Annotated in this window: 16 protein-coding genes, 1 pseudogene and 1 riboswitch; of the genes and pseudogenes, 10 read left to right on the top strand and 7 right to left on the bottom strand. The window is 74.1% G+C overall.

Going from position 1 to position 16,179, the window contains the following annotated elements; all coding sequences use genetic code 11:
- Positions 1 to 104: 104 nt before the first annotated feature.
- Genes ACQPZP_RS24310 through ACQPZP_RS24325 form a run of 4 tightly spaced genes read left to right on the top strand, consistent with a single transcriptional unit; the run spans position 105 to position 4,340 of the window.
- Positions 105 to 1,292, top strand: a complete 1,188-nt coding sequence (locus tag ACQPZP_RS24310) for a CaiB/BaiF CoA transferase family protein (RefSeq protein WP_433472024.1) — start codon at positions 105 to 107, stop codon at positions 1,290 to 1,292.
- Positions 1,289 to 2,134 (top strand): HpcH/HpaI aldolase/citrate lyase family protein, encoded by an 846-nt coding sequence (locus tag ACQPZP_RS24315; RefSeq protein WP_433472025.1) that lies wholly within the window; start codon positions 1,289 to 1,291, stop codon positions 2,132 to 2,134. Before ACQPZP_RS24310 ends, ACQPZP_RS24315 begins: the two co-directional genes overlap by 4 nt.
- Complete coding sequence (locus tag ACQPZP_RS24320) at positions 2,131 to 2,943, top strand: cyclase family protein (protein WP_433472026.1); 813 nt, start codon at positions 2,131 to 2,133, stop codon at positions 2,941 to 2,943. Before ACQPZP_RS24315 ends, ACQPZP_RS24320 begins: the two co-directional genes overlap by 4 nt.
- Entirely contained in the window at positions 2,940 to 4,340 is a 1,401-nt protein-coding gene (locus tag ACQPZP_RS24325) for an MmgE/PrpD family protein (protein WP_433472027.1), read from the top strand. The genes ACQPZP_RS24320 and ACQPZP_RS24325 overlap by 4 nt, the downstream gene beginning before the upstream one ends.
- Here the strand turns inward: ACQPZP_RS24325 and ACQPZP_RS24330 are convergent.
- Positions 4,337 to 4,882, bottom strand: a complete 546-nt coding sequence (locus tag ACQPZP_RS24330; protein ID WP_433472028.1) for a helix-turn-helix domain-containing protein — start codon at positions 4,880 to 4,882, stop codon at positions 4,337 to 4,339. The genes ACQPZP_RS24325 and ACQPZP_RS24330 overlap by 4 nt on opposite strands.
- A gap of 98 nt (positions 4,883 to 4,980) precedes the next feature.
- On the opposite strand from ACQPZP_RS24330, the gene ACQPZP_RS24335 reads away from it, so the two are divergent.
- The gene (locus ACQPZP_RS24335) at positions 4,981 to 5,712 is read left to right on the top strand and encodes an aspartate/glutamate racemase family protein (protein WP_433472029.1); all 732 of its coding nucleotides are present in this window, start codon (positions 4,981 to 4,983) and stop codon (positions 5,710 to 5,712) included.
- Here the strand turns inward: ACQPZP_RS24335 and ACQPZP_RS24340 are convergent.
- Entirely contained in the window at positions 5,702 to 6,799 is a 1,098-nt protein-coding gene (locus tag ACQPZP_RS24340; protein WP_433472030.1) for an amidohydrolase family protein, read from the bottom strand. The two genes, ACQPZP_RS24335 and ACQPZP_RS24340, sit on opposite strands and share 11 nt — an antisense overlap.
- Positions 6,800 to 6,892: 93 nt before the next feature.
- Between ACQPZP_RS24340 and ACQPZP_RS24345 the strand changes: the two genes are divergently transcribed.
- The 3 genes from ACQPZP_RS24345 to ACQPZP_RS24355 are packed head-to-tail and all read left to right on the top strand — an operon-like array spanning position 6,893 to position 9,016.
- A complete protein-coding gene (locus ACQPZP_RS24345; protein ID WP_433472031.1) occupies positions 6,893 to 7,387 on the top strand; it encodes a MarR family winged helix-turn-helix transcriptional regulator in 495 nt (164 codons plus the stop codon).
- A gap of 10 nt (positions 7,388 to 7,397) precedes the next feature.
- Positions 7,398 to 8,252 carry a cytochrome P450 gene (locus ACQPZP_RS24350; RefSeq protein WP_433472032.1) on the top strand — a complete coding sequence of 285 codons (855 nt, stop codon included), beginning with the start codon at positions 7,398 to 7,400 and terminating at the stop codon, positions 8,250 to 8,252.
- Positions 8,249 to 9,016, top strand: a complete 768-nt coding sequence (locus ACQPZP_RS24355) for an isocitrate lyase/PEP mutase family protein (RefSeq protein WP_433472033.1) — start codon at positions 8,249 to 8,251, stop codon at positions 9,014 to 9,016. Before ACQPZP_RS24350 ends, ACQPZP_RS24355 begins: the two co-directional genes overlap by 4 nt.
- Here ACQPZP_RS24355 and ACQPZP_RS24360 read toward each other — a convergent pair.
- Genes ACQPZP_RS24360 through ACQPZP_RS24370 form a run of 3 tightly spaced genes read right to left on the bottom strand, consistent with a single transcriptional unit; the run spans position 9,003 to position 11,741 of the window.
- A complete protein-coding gene (locus ACQPZP_RS24360; protein WP_433472034.1) occupies positions 9,003 to 10,439 on the bottom strand; it encodes an NAD(P)/FAD-dependent oxidoreductase in 1,437 nt (478 codons plus the stop codon). The genes ACQPZP_RS24355 and ACQPZP_RS24360 overlap by 14 nt on opposite strands.
- A 50-nt stretch (positions 10,440 to 10,489) precedes the next feature.
- Entirely contained in the window at positions 10,490 to 11,077 is a 588-nt protein-coding gene (locus ACQPZP_RS24365) for a GNAT family N-acetyltransferase (RefSeq protein WP_433472035.1), read from the bottom strand.
- Positions 11,070 to 11,741 (bottom strand): carboxymuconolactone decarboxylase family protein, encoded by a 672-nt coding sequence (locus ACQPZP_RS24370; RefSeq protein WP_433472036.1) that lies wholly within the window; start codon positions 11,739 to 11,741, stop codon positions 11,070 to 11,072. The genes ACQPZP_RS24365 and ACQPZP_RS24370 overlap by 8 nt, the downstream gene beginning before the upstream one ends.
- 164 nt (positions 11,742 to 11,905) lie before the next feature.
- Between ACQPZP_RS24370 and ACQPZP_RS24375 the strand changes: the two genes are divergently transcribed.
- Positions 11,906 to 12,985: a GNAT family N-acetyltransferase gene (locus ACQPZP_RS24375; RefSeq protein ID WP_433472037.1), complete on the top strand. Its 1,080-nt coding sequence runs from the start codon at positions 11,906 to 11,908 to the stop codon at positions 12,983 to 12,985.
- The gene (locus ACQPZP_RS24380; protein ID WP_433472038.1) at positions 12,969 to 13,790 is read left to right on the top strand and encodes a class I SAM-dependent methyltransferase; all 822 of its coding nucleotides are present in this window, start codon (positions 12,969 to 12,971) and stop codon (positions 13,788 to 13,790) included. The genes ACQPZP_RS24375 and ACQPZP_RS24380 overlap by 17 nt, the downstream gene beginning before the upstream one ends.
- Here ACQPZP_RS24380 and glyA read toward each other — a convergent pair.
- Positions 13,757 to 15,028: a serine hydroxymethyltransferase gene (gene glyA, locus ACQPZP_RS24385; RefSeq protein WP_433472039.1), complete on the bottom strand. Its 1,272-nt coding sequence runs from the start codon at positions 15,026 to 15,028 to the stop codon at positions 13,757 to 13,759. The two genes, ACQPZP_RS24380 and glyA, sit on opposite strands and share 34 nt — an antisense overlap.
- Positions 15,029 to 15,081: 53 nt before the next feature.
- A riboswitch (ZMP/ZTP riboswitch) is annotated at positions 15,082 to 15,168 on the bottom strand.
- 104 nt (positions 15,169 to 15,272) lie between these two features.
- Positions 15,273 to 16,073, bottom strand: a pseudogene (locus tag ACQPZP_RS24390) (DMT family transporter); the annotation flags it as partial.
- Positions 16,074 to 16,179: the final 106 nt, after the last annotated feature.

Below are 16,179 nucleotides of genomic sequence, written 5' to 3' on the forward strand. Positions count from 1 at the left end.
AAGCAGTGCCAACTTGAGAAGTCCGGGTCGCGTAAGCGAGCCGGACGAGATTTCGACAAGCGTTTCTCTTAGAGGAACGATCATCCTCGAAGGCGGTACCGTCCATGACCGACGCCCTGTCCGGAGTCCGGGTCCTCGACGCGGCCACGCTGTTCGCCGGCCCGCTCGCGGCGACGCTGCTCGGCGACTACGGGGCCGACGTCATCAAGATCGAGCATCCGAGGGGCGACCCGGTGCGCGGCCACGGCGCGCAGCGCGACGGCGTGGGGCTCTGGTGGAAGATGCTCGGCCGGAACAAGAGGGCGATGACGCTCTACCTCGGCTCGCCCGAGGGGCAGGAGCTGTTCCGGCGCCTGGCCGCCGACGCCGACGTGGTGATCGAGAACTTCCGGCCGGGGACGCTGGAGCGCTGGGGCCTCGGCTACGACGAGCTGAAGAAGATCAATCCGCGGCTGGTCCTCGCGCGGGTCACCGGGTTCGGGCAGACCGGCCCGTACGCCGGACGGCCCGGGTTCGGGACGCTCGCCGAGGCGATGAGCGGGTTCGCGGCCGTCACCGGGGAACCGGACGGCCCGCCGACCCTGCCGCCGTTCGGCCTGGCGGACGGCATCGCCGCGCTGACCACCGCCTTCGCGGTGATGACGGCGCTGCGGGCGCGGGAGGCGACCGGTGAGGGGCAGGTGGTCGACCTCGCCATCATCGAGCCGATCCTCACCCTGCTCGGTCCGCAGATCATCACCTACGACCAGCTCGGCGAGCTCCAGGCCCGCACGGGCAACCGGTCGCACAACAACGCGCCGCGCAACACCTACCGGACCCGGGACGGCGGCTGGGTCGCGATCTCCACGAGCGCCCAGTCGATCGCCGAGCGGGTCATGCGGCTGGTCGGCCGGCCCGAGCTGATCGACGAGCCGTGGTTCGCGACCGGAGCGGAGCGCGCCGGGCACGCCGACGTGCTGGACGAGGCCGTCGGATCGTGGATCGCCGCGCGCGACCGCGACGAGGTCGTCAAGGCGTTCGAGGAGGCGCAGGCCGCGGTCGCGCCCATCTACACCGCCGCCGACGTCATGACCGACCCCCAGTTCGAGGCGCTCGGCAGCATCGCGACCGTCCCGGACGACGAGCTGGGTCCGGTGAAGATGCAGAACGTGCTCTTCCGGCTGTCCCGGACGCCGGGGCGGATCGAGTCGGCCGGCCCGCCGCTCGGCGCCCACACCGCCGAGATCCTCGCCCGCTACGGCGTGGACGAGGCCGGGCTGGACGACCTTCGCGCCAAGGGGGTGATCAAGTGACGCCGCGCTCCTGGCTCTACGTGCCGGGCGACCGCCCTGACCGGATCGGCAAGGCGCTGGCCTCCGCCGCGGACGCGGTGATCATCGACCTGGAGGACGCGGTCGCACCGGCCGCCAAGCACCAGGCGCGCCGCAACGTCGTGGAAACGCTCGCCTCCGGGCGCACCTCCCACGTGCGGATCAACGCGCCCGCCACCCCGGATGGCGCCGACGACATCGCCGTACTCGCGGCCGTGCCGGACGGCCCGGCCGGGGTACGGGTCCCCAAGTGCGAGGACCCGGACGAGCTGCGCCGCGTCGCCGAGACGCTCGGTGTGCCGGTCTTCCCCGTACTGGAGTCGGCCCTCGGCGTCGAGAACGCCCTGGCCCTGGCGACCGCGCACCCGCTCGTCGCCGGGATCTCGCTCGGCGAGGCGGACCTGGCGGCCGACCTGCGGGTGTCCGGCGGCGACGCGCTCGCGTGGCCGCGATCCCGGGTCGTGGTGGCCGCGCGGGCCGCCGGGCTGCCGTCCCCTCCGCAGAGCGTGTGGACCGCCGTCCGCGACCTGGACGGTCTGCGGGCCGACACCGTCGCGGGACGGCGCGCGGGGTTCTTCGGCCGCTCGGTGATCCACCCCGCGCAGATCCCCGTGGTCCACGAGGCGTGCGCCCCCGACCCGGACGACGTCGCCTGGGCGCGCGACCTGATGAGCCGGCTGAAGAGCACAGCAGAGAACAACGCCGCCTGGATCGACTCCAGCGGCCGGTTCGTGGACAAGGCCGTCGTCGAGCGCGCCAGGTGGCTGCTCGACCTCGCCGCCGACAATCCCCCCGTCAACGTGAAGGAAGGCCATACCTCATGACCGATCCGCTGCTCGCCGCTGTGACCGGAGGCGTCCGGCTGATCGAGCTGGGCCAGCCGTTCTTCACCGGCATGCCCTGCTCCCCCAACCATCCCGGGTTCCGGATGACGCTGATCCGGCGGCACGGCGACATGGAGCGTCCGGACGGCGGATCCGCGGCGAACGAGATCATCGTGACCGGCGGCCACGTCGGCACCCACATCGACGCGCTGTCGCACGTGAGCCACGACGGGGAGCTGCACGGCGGGATCTCGGCCGCCGACGCGCAGCGCGGGGGCGTCTTCACCCGTCACGGGGCGGAGAACCTTCCCGGCCTGCTCCGGCGGGGCGTCCTGCTGGACGTGGCCGCCGTGCACGAGGTGGCGACGCTGCCGCCCGGCTACGGCGTCACCGCCGAGGACCTGGACCTCGCGGCCAAGCGCGCCGGGGCGGAACCCGGCCCGGGCGACGTGGCGCTGATCCGCACGGGCTGGGCGCGTAACTTCGGCGACGCGACCGCCTACCTGGGCAAGGAAACGGGCGTGCCGGGCGCGACACCGTCGGCGGCGCACTGGCTGGCCGAGCGGGGCGTCGTCGCGACGGGCGCCGACACGACCGCCTACGAGCAGATCCCGGAGGGCGCGGGACACGCGGTCCTGCCCGTGCACCGGATCCTGCTGGTCGAGTCCGGGATCTTCATCCTGGAACACCTCACCCTGGAAGCCCTCGCCGAGGCCGGTCTGCACGAGTTCGTGTTCGTGCTGGCCCCGCTGCGGATCAAGGGCGGCACCGGCTCGCCCGTCCGGCCGCTCGCGGCGGTGACGGCATGACGCCGGTCCAGCGGCTCGCCGATCTGGCGGCCTCCGTCGCCTCCCGCGGGCTGCCCGCCGAGCTCAGGGCCGATGCCGCGCGGCGGGTTCTCGACGTGCTGGGCAACAGCCTGGCCGCCACCGGAGAGCGGCCGGCGCGGGCCGTCGGGGAACTCGTCGCCGAATGGGGCGGGGCGGGCCGGGCCACCGCGATCGGGACCGGCGCCCGGCTTCCCGAGCCGAGCGCCGCCCTGCTCAACGGGACGCTCGCCCACTCGCTGGACTTCGACGACACGCACCTGCCGTCCGTCCTGCACCCGTCGGCGTCGGTGGTCCCCGCCGCGCTCGCCGTGGCGGAGGCGCGGGGCGCGAGCGGGTCCCGGCTGCTGGACGCGGTCGGGGTCGGCGTCGAGATCACCGTCCGGCTCGGCATGGCCGGGTACGACCGCGACCTCGGCAACTCGGTGTTCTTCGAGCGCGGCCAGCACGCGACGGCGATCTGCGGGGCGGTCGGCGCCGCCGCGTCCGCCGCCATGCTCTCCGGCCTGGACGGCGCCGGGATCGCGGACGCCATGGGCATCGCCGCGAGCATGGGCTCGGGCATCCTGGAGGCCAACCGGACGGGCGGCACGGTCAAGCGGATCCACTGCGGATGGGCCGCGCATGCCGCCGTCACCGCCGCCGGCCTCGCACGGACCGGGATCACCGGGCCGCCGACCGTCCTGGAAGGCCGTTTCGGGCTGCTCCAGGCGTTCTGCGGCGACCGGGTCGACCTGGACGCCCTCACCACGGGGCTCGGCGAGCACTGGGAACTTCCCGGCGTCTTCTTCAAACCGTATCCGTGCAACCACTTCACCCATGCCGGCATCGACGCGGCGCTGCGGCTGCGCGCCCGCGGCCTGGACCCGGCCGGCATCGAGTCGATCGAGCTGGGTGCGCCGAGTCCGGTGCTGCGGACCATCGGGGAGCCGCGCGAGGACAAGATCCGGCCCAAGTCCGGCTACCACGCCGCGTTCTCCGGCCCCTACACCATCGCGGCGGCCCTCCTCGGCGGCGGCGGCCTCGGGGTCTTCCACGAGGAATTCACCGACGCGGCCGCCGCGGACCCCGGCCGGCTGGCGCTGGCCGCGAAGGTGCGCTGCGTGCCCGACGCCCGCTGCGACGAGATCTTCCCGCACCAGTTCCCGGCCGCCCTGCGCGTCCGCACCCGCGACGGCGCCCTGCTGGAGGAACGGGTGGACGTCAACAGGGGCGGCCCCGGCAATCCGCTCTCGGCGGACGAACTGGCGGCGAAGTTCCGCCTCAACGCCGCCCGCCGGATCCCGGAGTCCCAGGCCGAGCAGATCACCGAACTGACCTACGGTCTCGCCGGCCTGGCGGACCTGGGTCGGCTGGCGTCCCTGCTGGGCCGACGCTAGATGTGCTCCATGAGGAAGATCGCCGAGGTGCCGGAGGTCAGGGCCTCGAAGATGTGGGGCTCGTCGCCCGGGTAGGTGATGTAGTCGCCGGGGGTCAGTTCGACCGCGTCGCCCGGCGGGCCGACCAGGGCGCGGCCTGCACTGAGGACGACATGCTCGGTCGTGCCCGGCGGGTGCGGGTCGGAGCGGCGCGGCTCCCCCGGCTCCGCGGTCACGCGGTAGAGGTCGCGGCGGGCGTTCGGCGGGCAGGACGCGAGCAGCGTGGCGGTGTAGTCGGATCGGTGCGAGTGCGCCGCCGGGCCCTCCCCCGCGCGCAGCACCCGGACGGCGGGGCGCGGCGGGTCGACCAGTCGGCTGAAGGGGACGTTCAGGGCCGTGCCGAGGGCCCAGAGGGTCTCGACGCCCGGGTTGCCCGTGCCCGATTCCAGCTGGGAGAGCGTCGACTTGGCCAGTCCGGCCCGTTTGGCCAGTTCGGTCTGGGAGAGCCCGGCACGCTCGCGTTCCCGGCGGATCGACGCGGCGATCGACGCGATCAGGTCCATATGTTCGCTCCAGACGTCCAGATGTTCAGTACAGCGAACAATCTCGGGTATGTTCATCCTACTGGACGATTGTTCGCCACATCGAACAGGAACTGAGCATGAGGCATCTCGGCATTCTCGCCCACAGCGCGGAAGGCGCCGCGCTGTGCTTCCGCACCTTCTGCCAGGAGGGCTTCCGCGAGCTGGGCCCCGACGACCATCCGGACGTGACGCTCGACCTCATCGCGCTGGCGCGCAGCATGCCCGCGTGGAACTCCGGGGACCACGACGCGATCCGGGCCGTCCTGGCCGAGAGCGTGCGCCGCCTCGCGGCGGCGGGCGCGGACTTCTTCGTCTGCCCGGACAACACCGCGCACATGGCCCTCGAACGTCCCGGCGGCGATCTGGCGCTGCCCGGCCTGCACATCGCCCAGGTCGTCGCGGACCGGGCCGCCGGCGACGGCCGGACGCGCGTCGGCGTGCTCGGCACCCGCTACACCATGGACGGCCCGGTCTACCCGCGCGAGTTCGAGGCGCGCGGCATCGCCGCCGAGGTCCCGGACGCCGCCGACCGTGAGACCGTCAACCGGATCATCTTCGAGGAGCTGGTCAACGGGGTCTTCACCGAGGACTCGCGCCGCGAGTACGTCCGGATCATCGGCCGCCTGGCAGAACGCGGCTGCGACGCCGTCGCGCTGGTGTGCACGGAGATCCCGCTCCTGGTCACACCCGCCGTCTCGCCGTTGCCCACGCTCGACTCGACCCGTCTCCTGGCCCGCGCCGCCTTCGACGTGGCGGTGGGCCGCCGCGCTCTTCCCGCCTGGCGCGGCGGCCCCGCCGCTACTTCCTGAGCCGCCTCGCCAGCGTCGGCAGGAGACGCAGTGCGTTCTCCCGGTTGACGGCGGCGTGCGCCCTCCGGCTCAGCGACGGGTCGCGGTCGAGCAGCGCGGTCGTCCTGTCCACCTCGGGGCGGACGACCTGCGGCCAGTCGGTGCCGAAGAGCAGCCGCCCGGCGCCCACCGCGGCGAGCAGGGTCGGCGTCGCGTACGGGGAGGCCGGCATGGCGGTGTCGTAGTAGAACCGCCGCACCGCCCGCCGGAACGCCGCCGGGCTCGGCCCCTCACCTTGGCGGCCCGCGTGCTCGACCCGTCCGCCCAGGTAGGGCAGGAAGCCGCCCGCGTGGGAGAGGATCACCGACAGGCGCCTGTACCGGTCGAGGGTTCCCGCGTTGACGAGGCTGAGGGCGGCGCGGGTGGTGTCGAGCATGAAGTCGGCGATCCACTCCTCGACCCCGGGCACGGGACGCGCGTCGGCCAGCCCGGCGGGATGGGTGAACACGACCGCGCTGCGCCGGTCCAGCTCGGCGAACAGTGGTTCGAACACGGGATCGCCCAGGTAGCGTCCGCCGGCGTTGGCCATCAGCAGGACCCCGTCGGCGCCGAGTTCGTCGAGCGCGTAGGCCGCCTCCTGGATCGCCACGTCGACATGGAGCAGCGGCAGATAGGCGAAGAAGCCGAACCGGGTGGGATGGTCCTGGACCAGGCCGGCGAGCGATTCGTTGAAGACGCGCGTCCCCGAGACGGCGAGCTTCCGGTCACGGAAGATCTCGGGCGGCGCGGGCGCCGACGCGACGCCCGCGGCGATGCCCAGGTCGTCCATGGTGTCGAGGGTCTTGTTCAGGTCCCACCGGCCCCAGTTCGGCCCGCCTTCGGGCGGCAGCAGCCCGTGCTCGACGGCCCACCGCCTCATCTCGGGCGGGAGCGCGTGGTGGTGGGTGTCGATCCGCCCCGTCCGCGGGCCGCCGGCCGCCCGGGCGGCGGGCGTGCCCGCGGGCCCCAGCCCAGTGACGGTGGCGGCGGCCGTCGCCAGCGCCGCCGTCTTCATCACCCTCCGCCGGCTCGGACCGTCCGCTGTGCGGCCCTCGTTCTCGTCGCGCATATGTGCCTCCAACCACTCGTCGAAGCCGCCCAAGTAGGATCATATGAGAATGTCTCGACTAAGACTATATCGGCGACCCCTAAAATCCCGAGGGTGGACACCGAACCTGCCGAGCCGACCGCGCTCGGTGACCCGCACACCGATGACGCCGCGCTGGGAATGCTGCTCGCCTCCGCCCACCAGGCGGCGCGCGGTGCGCTGAGCGATGAGCTGCGGCCGCTCGGGATCGAGACCAGGCACTTCGCCGTGCTGGCCGCGCTCGACCGGCTCGGTCCGACCAGCCAGCGGCGGCTCGGCGCGCTGCTCGGCCTGGACAAGTCCGCCGTCGTCCGGATCATGGACGAGCTGGAGCGGCTCGGTCTCGCGGTGCGCAACCGCGACGCCCACGACCGCCGCGCCTACGCGGTCGAGCTGACCGGCGAGGGACGGCGGCACGCACGGGCGTCCGCGGAGACGGCGGCGGCGGTGAGCGCCCGGCTGTTCGGCTGGCTCGCGCCCGCCGACCGCGACCGGCTCGTCGCGCTCCTCTCCGGGGTCGTCGAGCACTCGGCCGACATTTCGACCGGCGGTGAAACAACCCGTCCCTAGATTCGGGGACGTGGAGAACACAGCGCTGGTCATCACCCGGTACGCCGACGTCGTCGCCGTCCTGTCCGACGCGCGTTTCATCGTCCCGCCGCCCCCGCCCGCGGGCGACGGACCGCCACCCTCGCTGGCGTGGCTCCGGCGGACGGTGTGCCGGTTCAGTGAGGGCACTGACCACGAGCGCCGCCGCGCCCTCGTGGGGGAAGCGCTGGACGCCATGGACCTCGCGCACCTGCGCCGCCGCGCCTGCGAGCTCGCGCAGGACGGCGGCGACCCGGGCGAGGTGGCGTGCCTCGTGCTCGGCGAGGCCCTGCGGGTCGCCGACCTGGCCGCGCTGGCGCGGGCCGTGCCCGTCGCGGCATCCGGCTACCTCACCGGCCACGGGCAGGACGGGGCGGACGAGGCAGTCGCCGTACTCGCCGAGCTCCTTGGGCCCGGCCCGGACGAAGTGGTCGCCGGCCGAATCGCCGTCCTCATGCAGGCGTACGCGGCGACCGGCGCGCTCGTGCGGGCGACATTGCGCCACGTCCGCCGACCTGAGGCGCACGGCCGGCCCGTCGAGGACGTCATCGCCGAGACGCTGCGGCTCGACCCGCCCGTCCCCGCGATGCGCCGTGTCGCCACCGAGGACGCCCGCGTGAACGGCCGCGCGATCGCCCAGGGCACCCTTGTGACGCTGGATCTGCGGGTTGCCAACCGGGATCCCGCCGTGTTCGGGGACCCTGGCCGTTTCGATCCCGGCCGGCGGGAACGCCCACACCTGACGTTCGGCGCGGGCCGGCGGCCGTGTCCCGGCACCGGTCACGCGCTGGAGCTGACCGCCGGTGTGATCGAGGCCGTCGAGCACGGAACGGAGGCCGCCCGATGAGCTTCAGGGAGCTGCATCACGGTGATCGTCCGCTGGTGCTGCCGAACGCGTGGGACTTCGCGAGCGGCGCGGCACTGGCCGAGGCGGGGTTCCCCGCGATCGGGACGACGAGCCTCGGCGTCGCGGCGGCGGCCGGGAAGCCGGACGCCGCCGGCGGCACCCGCGAGGAGACGCTCGCCCTCGCCCGGACGCTGTCCCGGCTTCCGGTGCCGGTCACCGTCGACATCGAGGGCGGGTTCTCCGACCGGGCCGCCGACGTCGCCGGGCTCGTCACCGAGCTGGCCTCGTTCGGGATCGCCGGGATCAACCTGGAGGACGGGCGCTCCGACGGCACCCTGGCACCGATCGGCCATCAGACGACCGTCATCACCGCCGTCAAGCGGGCCGCGCCGCAGGTGTTCCTCAACGCCCGCACCGACACGTTCTGGCTGGGCGACCCCGACCGGGACGAGACGCTGCGGCGGGCGCGCGCGTTCGCGGAGGCGGGCGCCGACGGCATCTTCGTGCCGGGGATCGTGGACGACGCCGACATCCGCGCCGTCCTGGAGGCCGCGGGGCTGCCGCTGAACGTCCTGTACCTGCCGGGCAAGACCGAGTACGCGCGGCTCGCACGGCTGGGCGTGCACCGGGTGAGCACCGGGTCGCTGCTGTTCCGCAAGGCGCTGCAGGCCACGGTCGTCGCGGCCCTGGCCGTCACCGGCGACGGCGGGGAGCGCCCCGCGCCCACGTACGGCGACGTCCAGCGGCTCGTCAGTGACCGGTGATCCGATCGGCGATGCGGGCCAGGGCCGACGTACGGCCTGACCCCGCGGACGACTCGCGGGCGTCGGCCGCGCGGTAGAGGGCGTACATCGCGTGGACGCCGAGCCAGCGCAGCGGCTCGGGTTCCCATCGGCGGACGCGGCGGTCCACCCAGGGCAGCGCGGTCAGTTCGGTGTCGTCCCGCAGCACGAGGTCGCGGAGGGTGCGGCCGGCGAGGTTGGCGGTGGCGACGCCGTGACCGGTGTAGCCGCCGGCATGGCCGAGCCCGGTGGCCCGGTCGAGGACGACCGTCGCGCACCAGTCGCGGGGCACGCCGAGGACGCCCGACCAGGCGTGGTCGATCCGGCCCTCGTCGGCGACGGCGGGGAACATCGCGGTCAGCATCGTCCAGAGCGCGTCGATCGTGGCCGGCTCGGTCCGGCCTCCGTCGTCGATGCGGGACCCGTACCGGTAGGGCCGCCCGCGGCCGCCGAAGGCGATGCGGTCGTCGGCGGTGCGCTGCGCGTACATGTAGTAGTGCGCCATGTCGCCGAGCAGCTCCCGGCGCTCCCACCCGATCGCCTTCCAGGTCCGCGCGGGCAGCGGCGTCGTGACGATCATCGAGCTGTTCATCGGGAGCCAGTCGCGGTGGTGGCCGGGGAGCGCGGCGGTGAATCCCTCGGTGGCCCGCAGCACGTGGTCGGCGGTGACGGTTCCGCGCGGGGTGACGGCGGCGGCCGGGCCGCCGGCCCGGCGCGGGATGATCCGGACGACCGGCGTCCCCTCGTAGATCTCCACGCCGAGGCGCCGCACCGCCGAGGCGAGGCCGCGGACGAGCGCGGCCGGCTGGACGCGGGCGCAGTGCGGGCTCCACGCGGCGCCGGTCGCCCCCTCGACGCGCAGCCGGTCGTCCCGTTCGGCGGCGGGCAGCGGGACGAGGTCGTCGTCCGTCCAGCCCCACTCGCGGGCCTCGCCGACCATGGCGGCGAGGCGGGCGCGCTGGGCGGCGTTGCGGGCGACGTGCAGGACGCCGCCCTTGACGAGGCCGGCGTCGACGCGCTCGTCGGCGGCGACGCGGACGACCTCGTCCACCGCCGCGAACATGGCGCGCTGCAACGCGATCGCCGCGCCGCGGCCGTGCCGGGCCGCGTAGCGCTCCCGGGACCCGGCGATGTCCCCCAGCACCCAGCCGCCGTTGCGGCCGGACGCGCCGAACCCCGCGAACTCGCGTTCCAGCACGACGATCCGCATGTCGGGGCGGGCGCGCTTGAGGTAGTAGGCCGTCCAGAGGCCGGTGTAGCCGGCGCCGACGACGCACACGTCGGCGCTGCGCGGGCCCGGCAGGCCGGGCCCGGGGGCGGGACGCCCGGCCGCCCGGTACCAGAAGGACACGCCGCCGTTGACGAAACCGGGAGCCAGCGGCGCCCGGCCCGAGGAGGAGCTCATGCGCTCATACTGCTGTATTCCACATCGAAAGCAACTATTGACGACGGATTCTATGGAACCGCATCGACGATTCGACGGGATCCGATCCAGCGCGAGCGGTCGGCCGCATAGTAGGCGGCGCCGTCGGGACCGGCGGCGCCGTCCCGCCACCGGCGCATCCCGAGTTGCAGGGCGATCTCCGCCGACACCGCGTTGGCCATGTCGATCTCGGCGGTGATCCGGTGGACCCCGACCACCCCGAACGCGTAGTCGAGCACCGCGCGGGACGCCTCGGCGGCCAGCCCGTGCCCCCAGTGGTCGGGCTCCAGGCTGTAGAGGATCTCGACGTCCACACCGTGGCCGAGCGGCCCCTCGTGATGGCTGAGCCCGGCCACCCCGACGAGCGGGTCGCCCGGCACGGGGGCGTCGATGCCGGTGGACCAGCGGGCGGGCCGCAGCGCCCACAGCCCGTAGCCCTCGGTCGCGAAGTCCCGCTCGCTGGCCTCGATGATCTCGCTGACCTGGACGGGAGTGACCACCCGGTCGTCGAAGAGGTGGCGCCGGACGAGCGGCCCCGTCCAGTGCGTCAGCAGGGCAGGGTGGTCGCGCATCGACACCGGGTGCAGGACGAGCCGCACCGTGCGCAGCACCTCACTCATCCTCGTCCCCCGCGGGGGGCCACTCGGGCGCGCTCTCACCGTCCGGGACGCCGACCCTGAACACGCGCAGCTGCAGCGCGAGCGCCTTGTAGTAGCCGACGAGGGTGACCAGCTCGACGACGGCGGTACGGCCGAGCGTCGCCACCGCTTCGGTGAACACGGCGTCGGCGAGGTCGCCCTCGGCGGCGAGCTGCCGGGCCGCCTCGTACACGACGCGTTCGCGGACGTCGGCGAGCATCGGGGCGCGTCCCTCGCGCAGCGCTTCCATCTCGTCCTCGCCGAGCCCGTGGCGCCGCCCGATGCGCTCGTGCGCGTACCACTCGTAGTCGGACCGGACGTGCGCGGCCACGACCAGCGTCGCGATCTCACGCTCGCGCTTGGTGAACCCGGTGCGGAAGCGCACCGCGGCGCCGAGGTCCTGGAGGGGCAGTCCCACGGACGGGCTGTACAGCATGGCGTTGAAGGGGCCCTGGAGGCGGCCGATGTCGTCGACGAGGCCGAAGGGCGGGGTTTGGCCGGGGGTGCGGCGCGTACCCGTCACGGCCTCGTAGACGGCGCGCTGCTCGTCGCTCAGCGAACCGGGGAGCAGCAGCGGCAGCCGCGCCGGGGCCTGGGCGGGCCGGGGTCGATCGTTGACGTGCTCACCGCTCACGGGGTCGATCACTCACCGCACGCTAGGCGGTCGGCGCGGGCGGCTCAACCCCTCGTCCGGAATGTGAAACCCCTGGCACACGATGACGTAGCGGTCGCGTAACCGACCTCGGCGAGTCTGATCATCGACCGCACCGGACACGAACGGGGCGTCCGGGCCCCGGAGGGAACATCCCCATGCCGCTGTTCCGCATCCGCACCGAGATCGAGGACCGGCCCGGCCGCCTGGCCCTGCTCACCGCCGCGCTGGGCCGGCGCGGCGCCAACATCCTCGGCCTGTCCGTCCAGCTGGACTGCGGCGGGGTGGTGGACGAGTTCATCGTCGACGTCCCACCCGGCGGCGCCGGCGCGCGCGCCCTCGCCGAGACGCTGAGCGCGGCGGGCGGTGACCGCACCGCCGTCCTTCCCGCGCGTCCCCACGAACTCGTGGACGAGCCGACCCGCGTCCTCGCCCTCGCGTCCCGGCTGCGGGCCGAGCCGCACGCCACGCCCGAGATCCTCGGCGACCTGCTCCGCGCGGACGAGGCGCGATGGACCGCGCCGGGCAACGGCGGACCGGACCGCCCGGAGCCGGACGCGTGCGTCCTCGACGTCCCGGTCCGCGGCCGGTCCGTGCGGTTGCGCAGGACCGGCCTGCCGTTCACCGCGACCGAGGCGGCGCGGGCGGACGCGCTGGTGCGGGCCGCGCTGCCCGCCGCGCCGCGGCGCCCCGCCCGCCGCCGGATCGCGCTCCGCGACGGGACACAGGTCGTCGTCCGGCCGATCGAACGGCGCGACGCCGACGCCGTCCGGGCGCTCCACGAGCGCTGCTCGCTGGACAGCCGCAGGATGCGGTACTTCAGCCCGAAACCGTACCCGCCGCGGCGGGTGATCGAGCGCTTCTGCGACCCCTCGCGCGGCCTGACCCTGGTCGCGGAGGGCCCGGACGGTTCGCTGCTCGCGCTGGCGCACCTCGTCCATGTGCTCGATCCGGGTGTCGCCGAGTTGGCTTTCCTGGTCGAGGACGCCTGGCAGGGGCGCGGGCTCGGGCGTGGGCTCGCCGGGCTGCTCCTGGCCCTGGCACGCGACCGCGGCCTGGTGGAGTTGCGGGCGACCGCGCTGAGCGAGAACGCGCGGATGCGGCGGCTGCTGACGTCGTTCGGCGGGCGGACGCTGCGCACCGGGGACGCTTCGGTCGTGGAGATCAGGCTCAGGCTGGACGGCCGTCCCGCCGGGCCGGAGGCGCTGGCAGGATGGCCGGGTGAGCGGCATCTATGACGACCCCTGGGCGTACGAGCTGGCGTGCTCGTTCCGCGACGTGCCCGCCGAGGTGGACGTGCTCCTCGGCTGGTGCGCCGAGCGCGGCGCGGGGCCCGCGACGGTGCTGGAGCTGGCCGCCGGGCCGGCCGAGCACGCCCGCGAGTTCGCCCGCCGGGGCGTCGCCGCGACGGCGCTCGACCTGAACCCGGAGATGTGCGCCCACGCCGCCCGCGAAGCCGATCGCGGCGGCGTCGAGCTGGAGGTCGTCCGAGGCGACATGACCCGGTTCGATCTGCGCCGCCGGTTCGACCTCGTCGTGACCATGCTGGACTCCACGTCCCACCTCATGACACTGGACGCGTTCGTCGCGCATCTGCGCCGCGCCGCCGCGCATCTGGCCCCCGGAGGCCTCTACATCGTGGAGATGTCGCACCCGCGCGACCGGCTGGGCGGCGACCCGAGCGTCAGCACGGGCTGGACGGTCGAGCGGAACGGCGTCCGGGCGAGCGTGCGCTGGGGCGAGCCGACCGACCGTCTGGACCCGGTCACCCAGATCGCCGACGACCATGTCACGATGACCATCACCGGAGACGGGGCGACGCGGACCATCCGGGACGTCGTCCCCTACCGGTTCTGGAGCGCCACCGAGCTGGACGCCGCGATCCGGCTGGCCGGCGGCCTGGCCGTGGTGGCGCAGTACGGCGACTTCGGGGCCGGCGAGAGCACGGTGGCCCTCACCGACCCGGAAGCCTGGCGCATGATCACATTGCTCCGCCTGGACGGGGCCCGTCAGGACCCGGACGTCCAGCCGGGCATCGGGTAGGACGCGAGGAGCTCGCGGACCTGCCCGGCGACGCGGTCGACGACGGTCTCGTCCTGCTTGGCGGTGGCCTGCACGACCTCGTCGATCCAGGCCGCGACCTGCGGCATCCGCTCCTCGCCGACACCCCGGGTGGTGATGGCGGCGGTGCCGAGCCGCAGCCCGGACGGGTCGAACGGCTTGCGCGGGTCGAACGGGACCGCGTTGTAGTTCAGCTCGATCCCGGCGCGGTCGAGGGCCTGCGCGGCGGGCTTGCCCGCGACGCCCTTGTTCGTCAGGTCGATCAGGATCAGGTGGTTGTCGGTGCCGCCGGAGATCAGGTCGTAACCGCGGTCCATGAGCGCGGCGGCCAGGACCTTGGCGTTCGCGACGACCTGCCGCGCGTACACCGCGAAGTCCGGCCGCGCCGCCTCCTTCAGCGCGACGGCGATCGCGGCGGTGGTGTGGTTGTGCGGGCCGCCCTGCAGGCCGGGGAAGACGGCCTTGTCGATCGCCTTCGCGTGCTCCGCCGTGGACATGACCATCGCGCCGCGCGGGCCGCGCAGCGTCTTGTGCGTGGTCGTGGAGATCACGTCCGCGTGCCCGGCCGGCGAGGGGTGCGCGCCGCCCGCGACCAGGCCGGCGATGTGCGCGATGTCGGCGGCGAGCACCGCCCCCGCCTCGCGGGCGATCTCGGCGAAGGCCGGGAAGTCGATCGTCCGCGGGATGGCGGTGCCGCCGCACCAGATGAGCTTCGGCCGCTCCTTGAGGGCGAGGTCGCGCACCTGGTCCATGTCGACGCGGCCGGTGTCGGCGCGCACGTCGTACCGGACGGGACGGAACCACTTGCCGGTGGCCGAGACCGACCAGCCGTGCGTGAGGTGCCCGCCCATCGGCAGCGACAGGCCCATCACCGGGTCGCCGGGCTCCAGGAACGCCATGTAGACGGCGAGGTTCGCGGGCGAACCGGAGTAGGGCTGGACGTTGGCGTGCTCGACGCCGAACACCTCTTTCGCCCTGTCGATGGCGAGCAGCTCGATCGGGTCGATGTTCTGCTGGCCCTCGTAGTACCGCTTGCCCGCGTAGCCCTCGGAGTACTTGTTGGTCAGGACGGTGCCGGCGGCCTCCAGCACCGCCGCCGACACGTAGTTCTCCGACGCGATCAGCCGGATCTTCTCGTACTGGCGGCGGGCCTCGGCCTCCACCAGCCCCGCGATCTCGGGGTCCTGGCCCTGCAGATGGGGTACGGCCGGTTCGTGCATCACAAGCCTCCGCGCTGCTCGCGCCGGGGCTTCGGGCGCCCCGGCGATGGGGACCCGTACACCCAGGCGCGCGGTGTGCGGACTACTTTCGCTCCCCGGTGGTCATCTCCACCTTGACTGCGCCAGTCGCGTGGCCGCCATCATACCGAGCCGCCTCCCGTCCGCGCGGCGCCCGCGCCGGAACCGAGACGACGAACAGGCCGCCGAGAAGGAGGAGCGACCCGGCGGCGACCGGTACGGACATGCGCTCCCCGAGGACGGCGATGGCGAGCCCGGTGGCGACGAGCGGCTCGGCGAGGCTGAGCGTGCCGGCGGTCGCGGCCGTCACGCGGCCGAGCCCGGTCACGAAGAACATGTACGCGGCGGCGGTCGCGGCGATCCCCAGCCAGGCCACCAGCGCCGCCGACCGGGGCGCGGCCAGGGCGGGCAGCTCGCCCAGCGTCCAGGGCAGCAGGGCCGCCCCGCCGACCAGCAGGGTCACCGACACCGCGGCGGCCATGCCCACGTCCCGGCCGGTCAGCACCTTGGCGGAGACCGTGTAGACGCCGAAGCACGTCCCGGCGACGAGGCTCAGCGCGATCCCGGCCGGGTCGGCGTGGACCGCCGAGCCCGGGACCATCAGCAGCGCGACGCCGCCGACCGCGCTGGCCGTCCCCGCCCACCAGCGGCCGCTGAGCCGGGTGCCCAGCACGAGGCGTTCGCAGAGGCCGGTGGAGACCGGCGCGAGCCCGAACACCACCGCGGTCGCGACGGCGGCGCCCGTCCGGTCGACCGCGCTGAAGAACGTCGCCTGGAACGTGCCCGTGGCGGCCGAGGCCGCGGCGAGGGGCGGCCAGGCGCGCCGTGTCAGCGCGCGGAACGCACGCCGGTTCGTCGCGAGCACCAGCACGGCGAGGATCAGCCCGCCGGAGAAGATCCGGGCGCCGCCGACCGCCACCGGGCTCGCGGACGAGCCGGCGAGCACCTGGGCCGGCCCGACCGTCCCCCAGAGCACACCCGCGGCCAGCACCAGCAATGCACCGGATGAAGTGTTTCGTCGGTCCATGGCACCGACGCTAGGAGAACATGCGGCCCTGCACTCGTACAGCCGTCGTTCGTTCGGGCACAGGGGTCCTGCCCGTCGATCATTCGGTTCCGCGCCTGGAAATCAT

This window comes from Spirillospora sp. CA-142024 (genome assembly GCF_050942325.1).
Lineage (GTDB): Bacteria > Actinomycetota > Actinomycetes > Streptosporangiales > Streptosporangiaceae > Spirillospora.

Excerpts from the sequence above, each read along its gene's own strand:
- ACQPZP_RS24310 (WP_433472024.1), top strand. The coding sequence starts at position 105 with ATGACCGACGCCCTGTCCGGAGTCCGGGTCCTCGACGCGGCCACGCTG.
- ACQPZP_RS24320 (WP_433472026.1), top strand. The coding sequence starts at position 2,131 with ATGACCGATCCGCTGCTCGCCGCTGTGACCGGAGGCGTCCGGCTGATC.
- ACQPZP_RS24325 (WP_433472027.1), top strand. The coding sequence starts at position 2,940 with ATGACGCCGGTCCAGCGGCTCGCCGATCTGGCGGCCTCCGTCGCCTCC.
- ACQPZP_RS24330 (WP_433472028.1), bottom strand. The coding sequence starts at position 4,882 with ATGGACCTGATCGCGTCGATCGCCGCGTCGATCCGCCGGGAACGCGAG.
- ACQPZP_RS24335 (WP_433472029.1), top strand. The coding sequence starts at position 4,981 with ATGAGGCATCTCGGCATTCTCGCCCACAGCGCGGAAGGCGCCGCGCTG.
- ACQPZP_RS24340 (WP_433472030.1), bottom strand. The coding sequence starts at position 6,799 with ATGCGCGACGAGAACGAGGGCCGCACAGCGGACGGTCCGAGCCGGCGG.
- ACQPZP_RS24355 (WP_433472033.1), top strand. The coding sequence starts at position 8,249 with ATGAGCTTCAGGGAGCTGCATCACGGTGATCGTCCGCTGGTGCTGCCG.
- ACQPZP_RS24360 (WP_433472034.1), bottom strand. The coding sequence starts at position 10,439 with ATGAGCTCCTCCTCGGGCCGGGCGCCGCTGGCTCCCGGTTTCGTCAAC.
- ACQPZP_RS24365 (WP_433472035.1), bottom strand. The coding sequence starts at position 11,077 with ATGAGTGAGGTGCTGCGCACGGTGCGGCTCGTCCTGCACCCGGTGTCG.
- ACQPZP_RS24375 (WP_433472037.1), top strand. The coding sequence starts at position 11,906 with ATGCCGCTGTTCCGCATCCGCACCGAGATCGAGGACCGGCCCGGCCGC.
- glyA (WP_433472039.1), bottom strand. The coding sequence starts at position 15,028 with ATGCACGAACCGGCCGTACCCCATCTGCAGGGCCAGGACCCCGAGATC.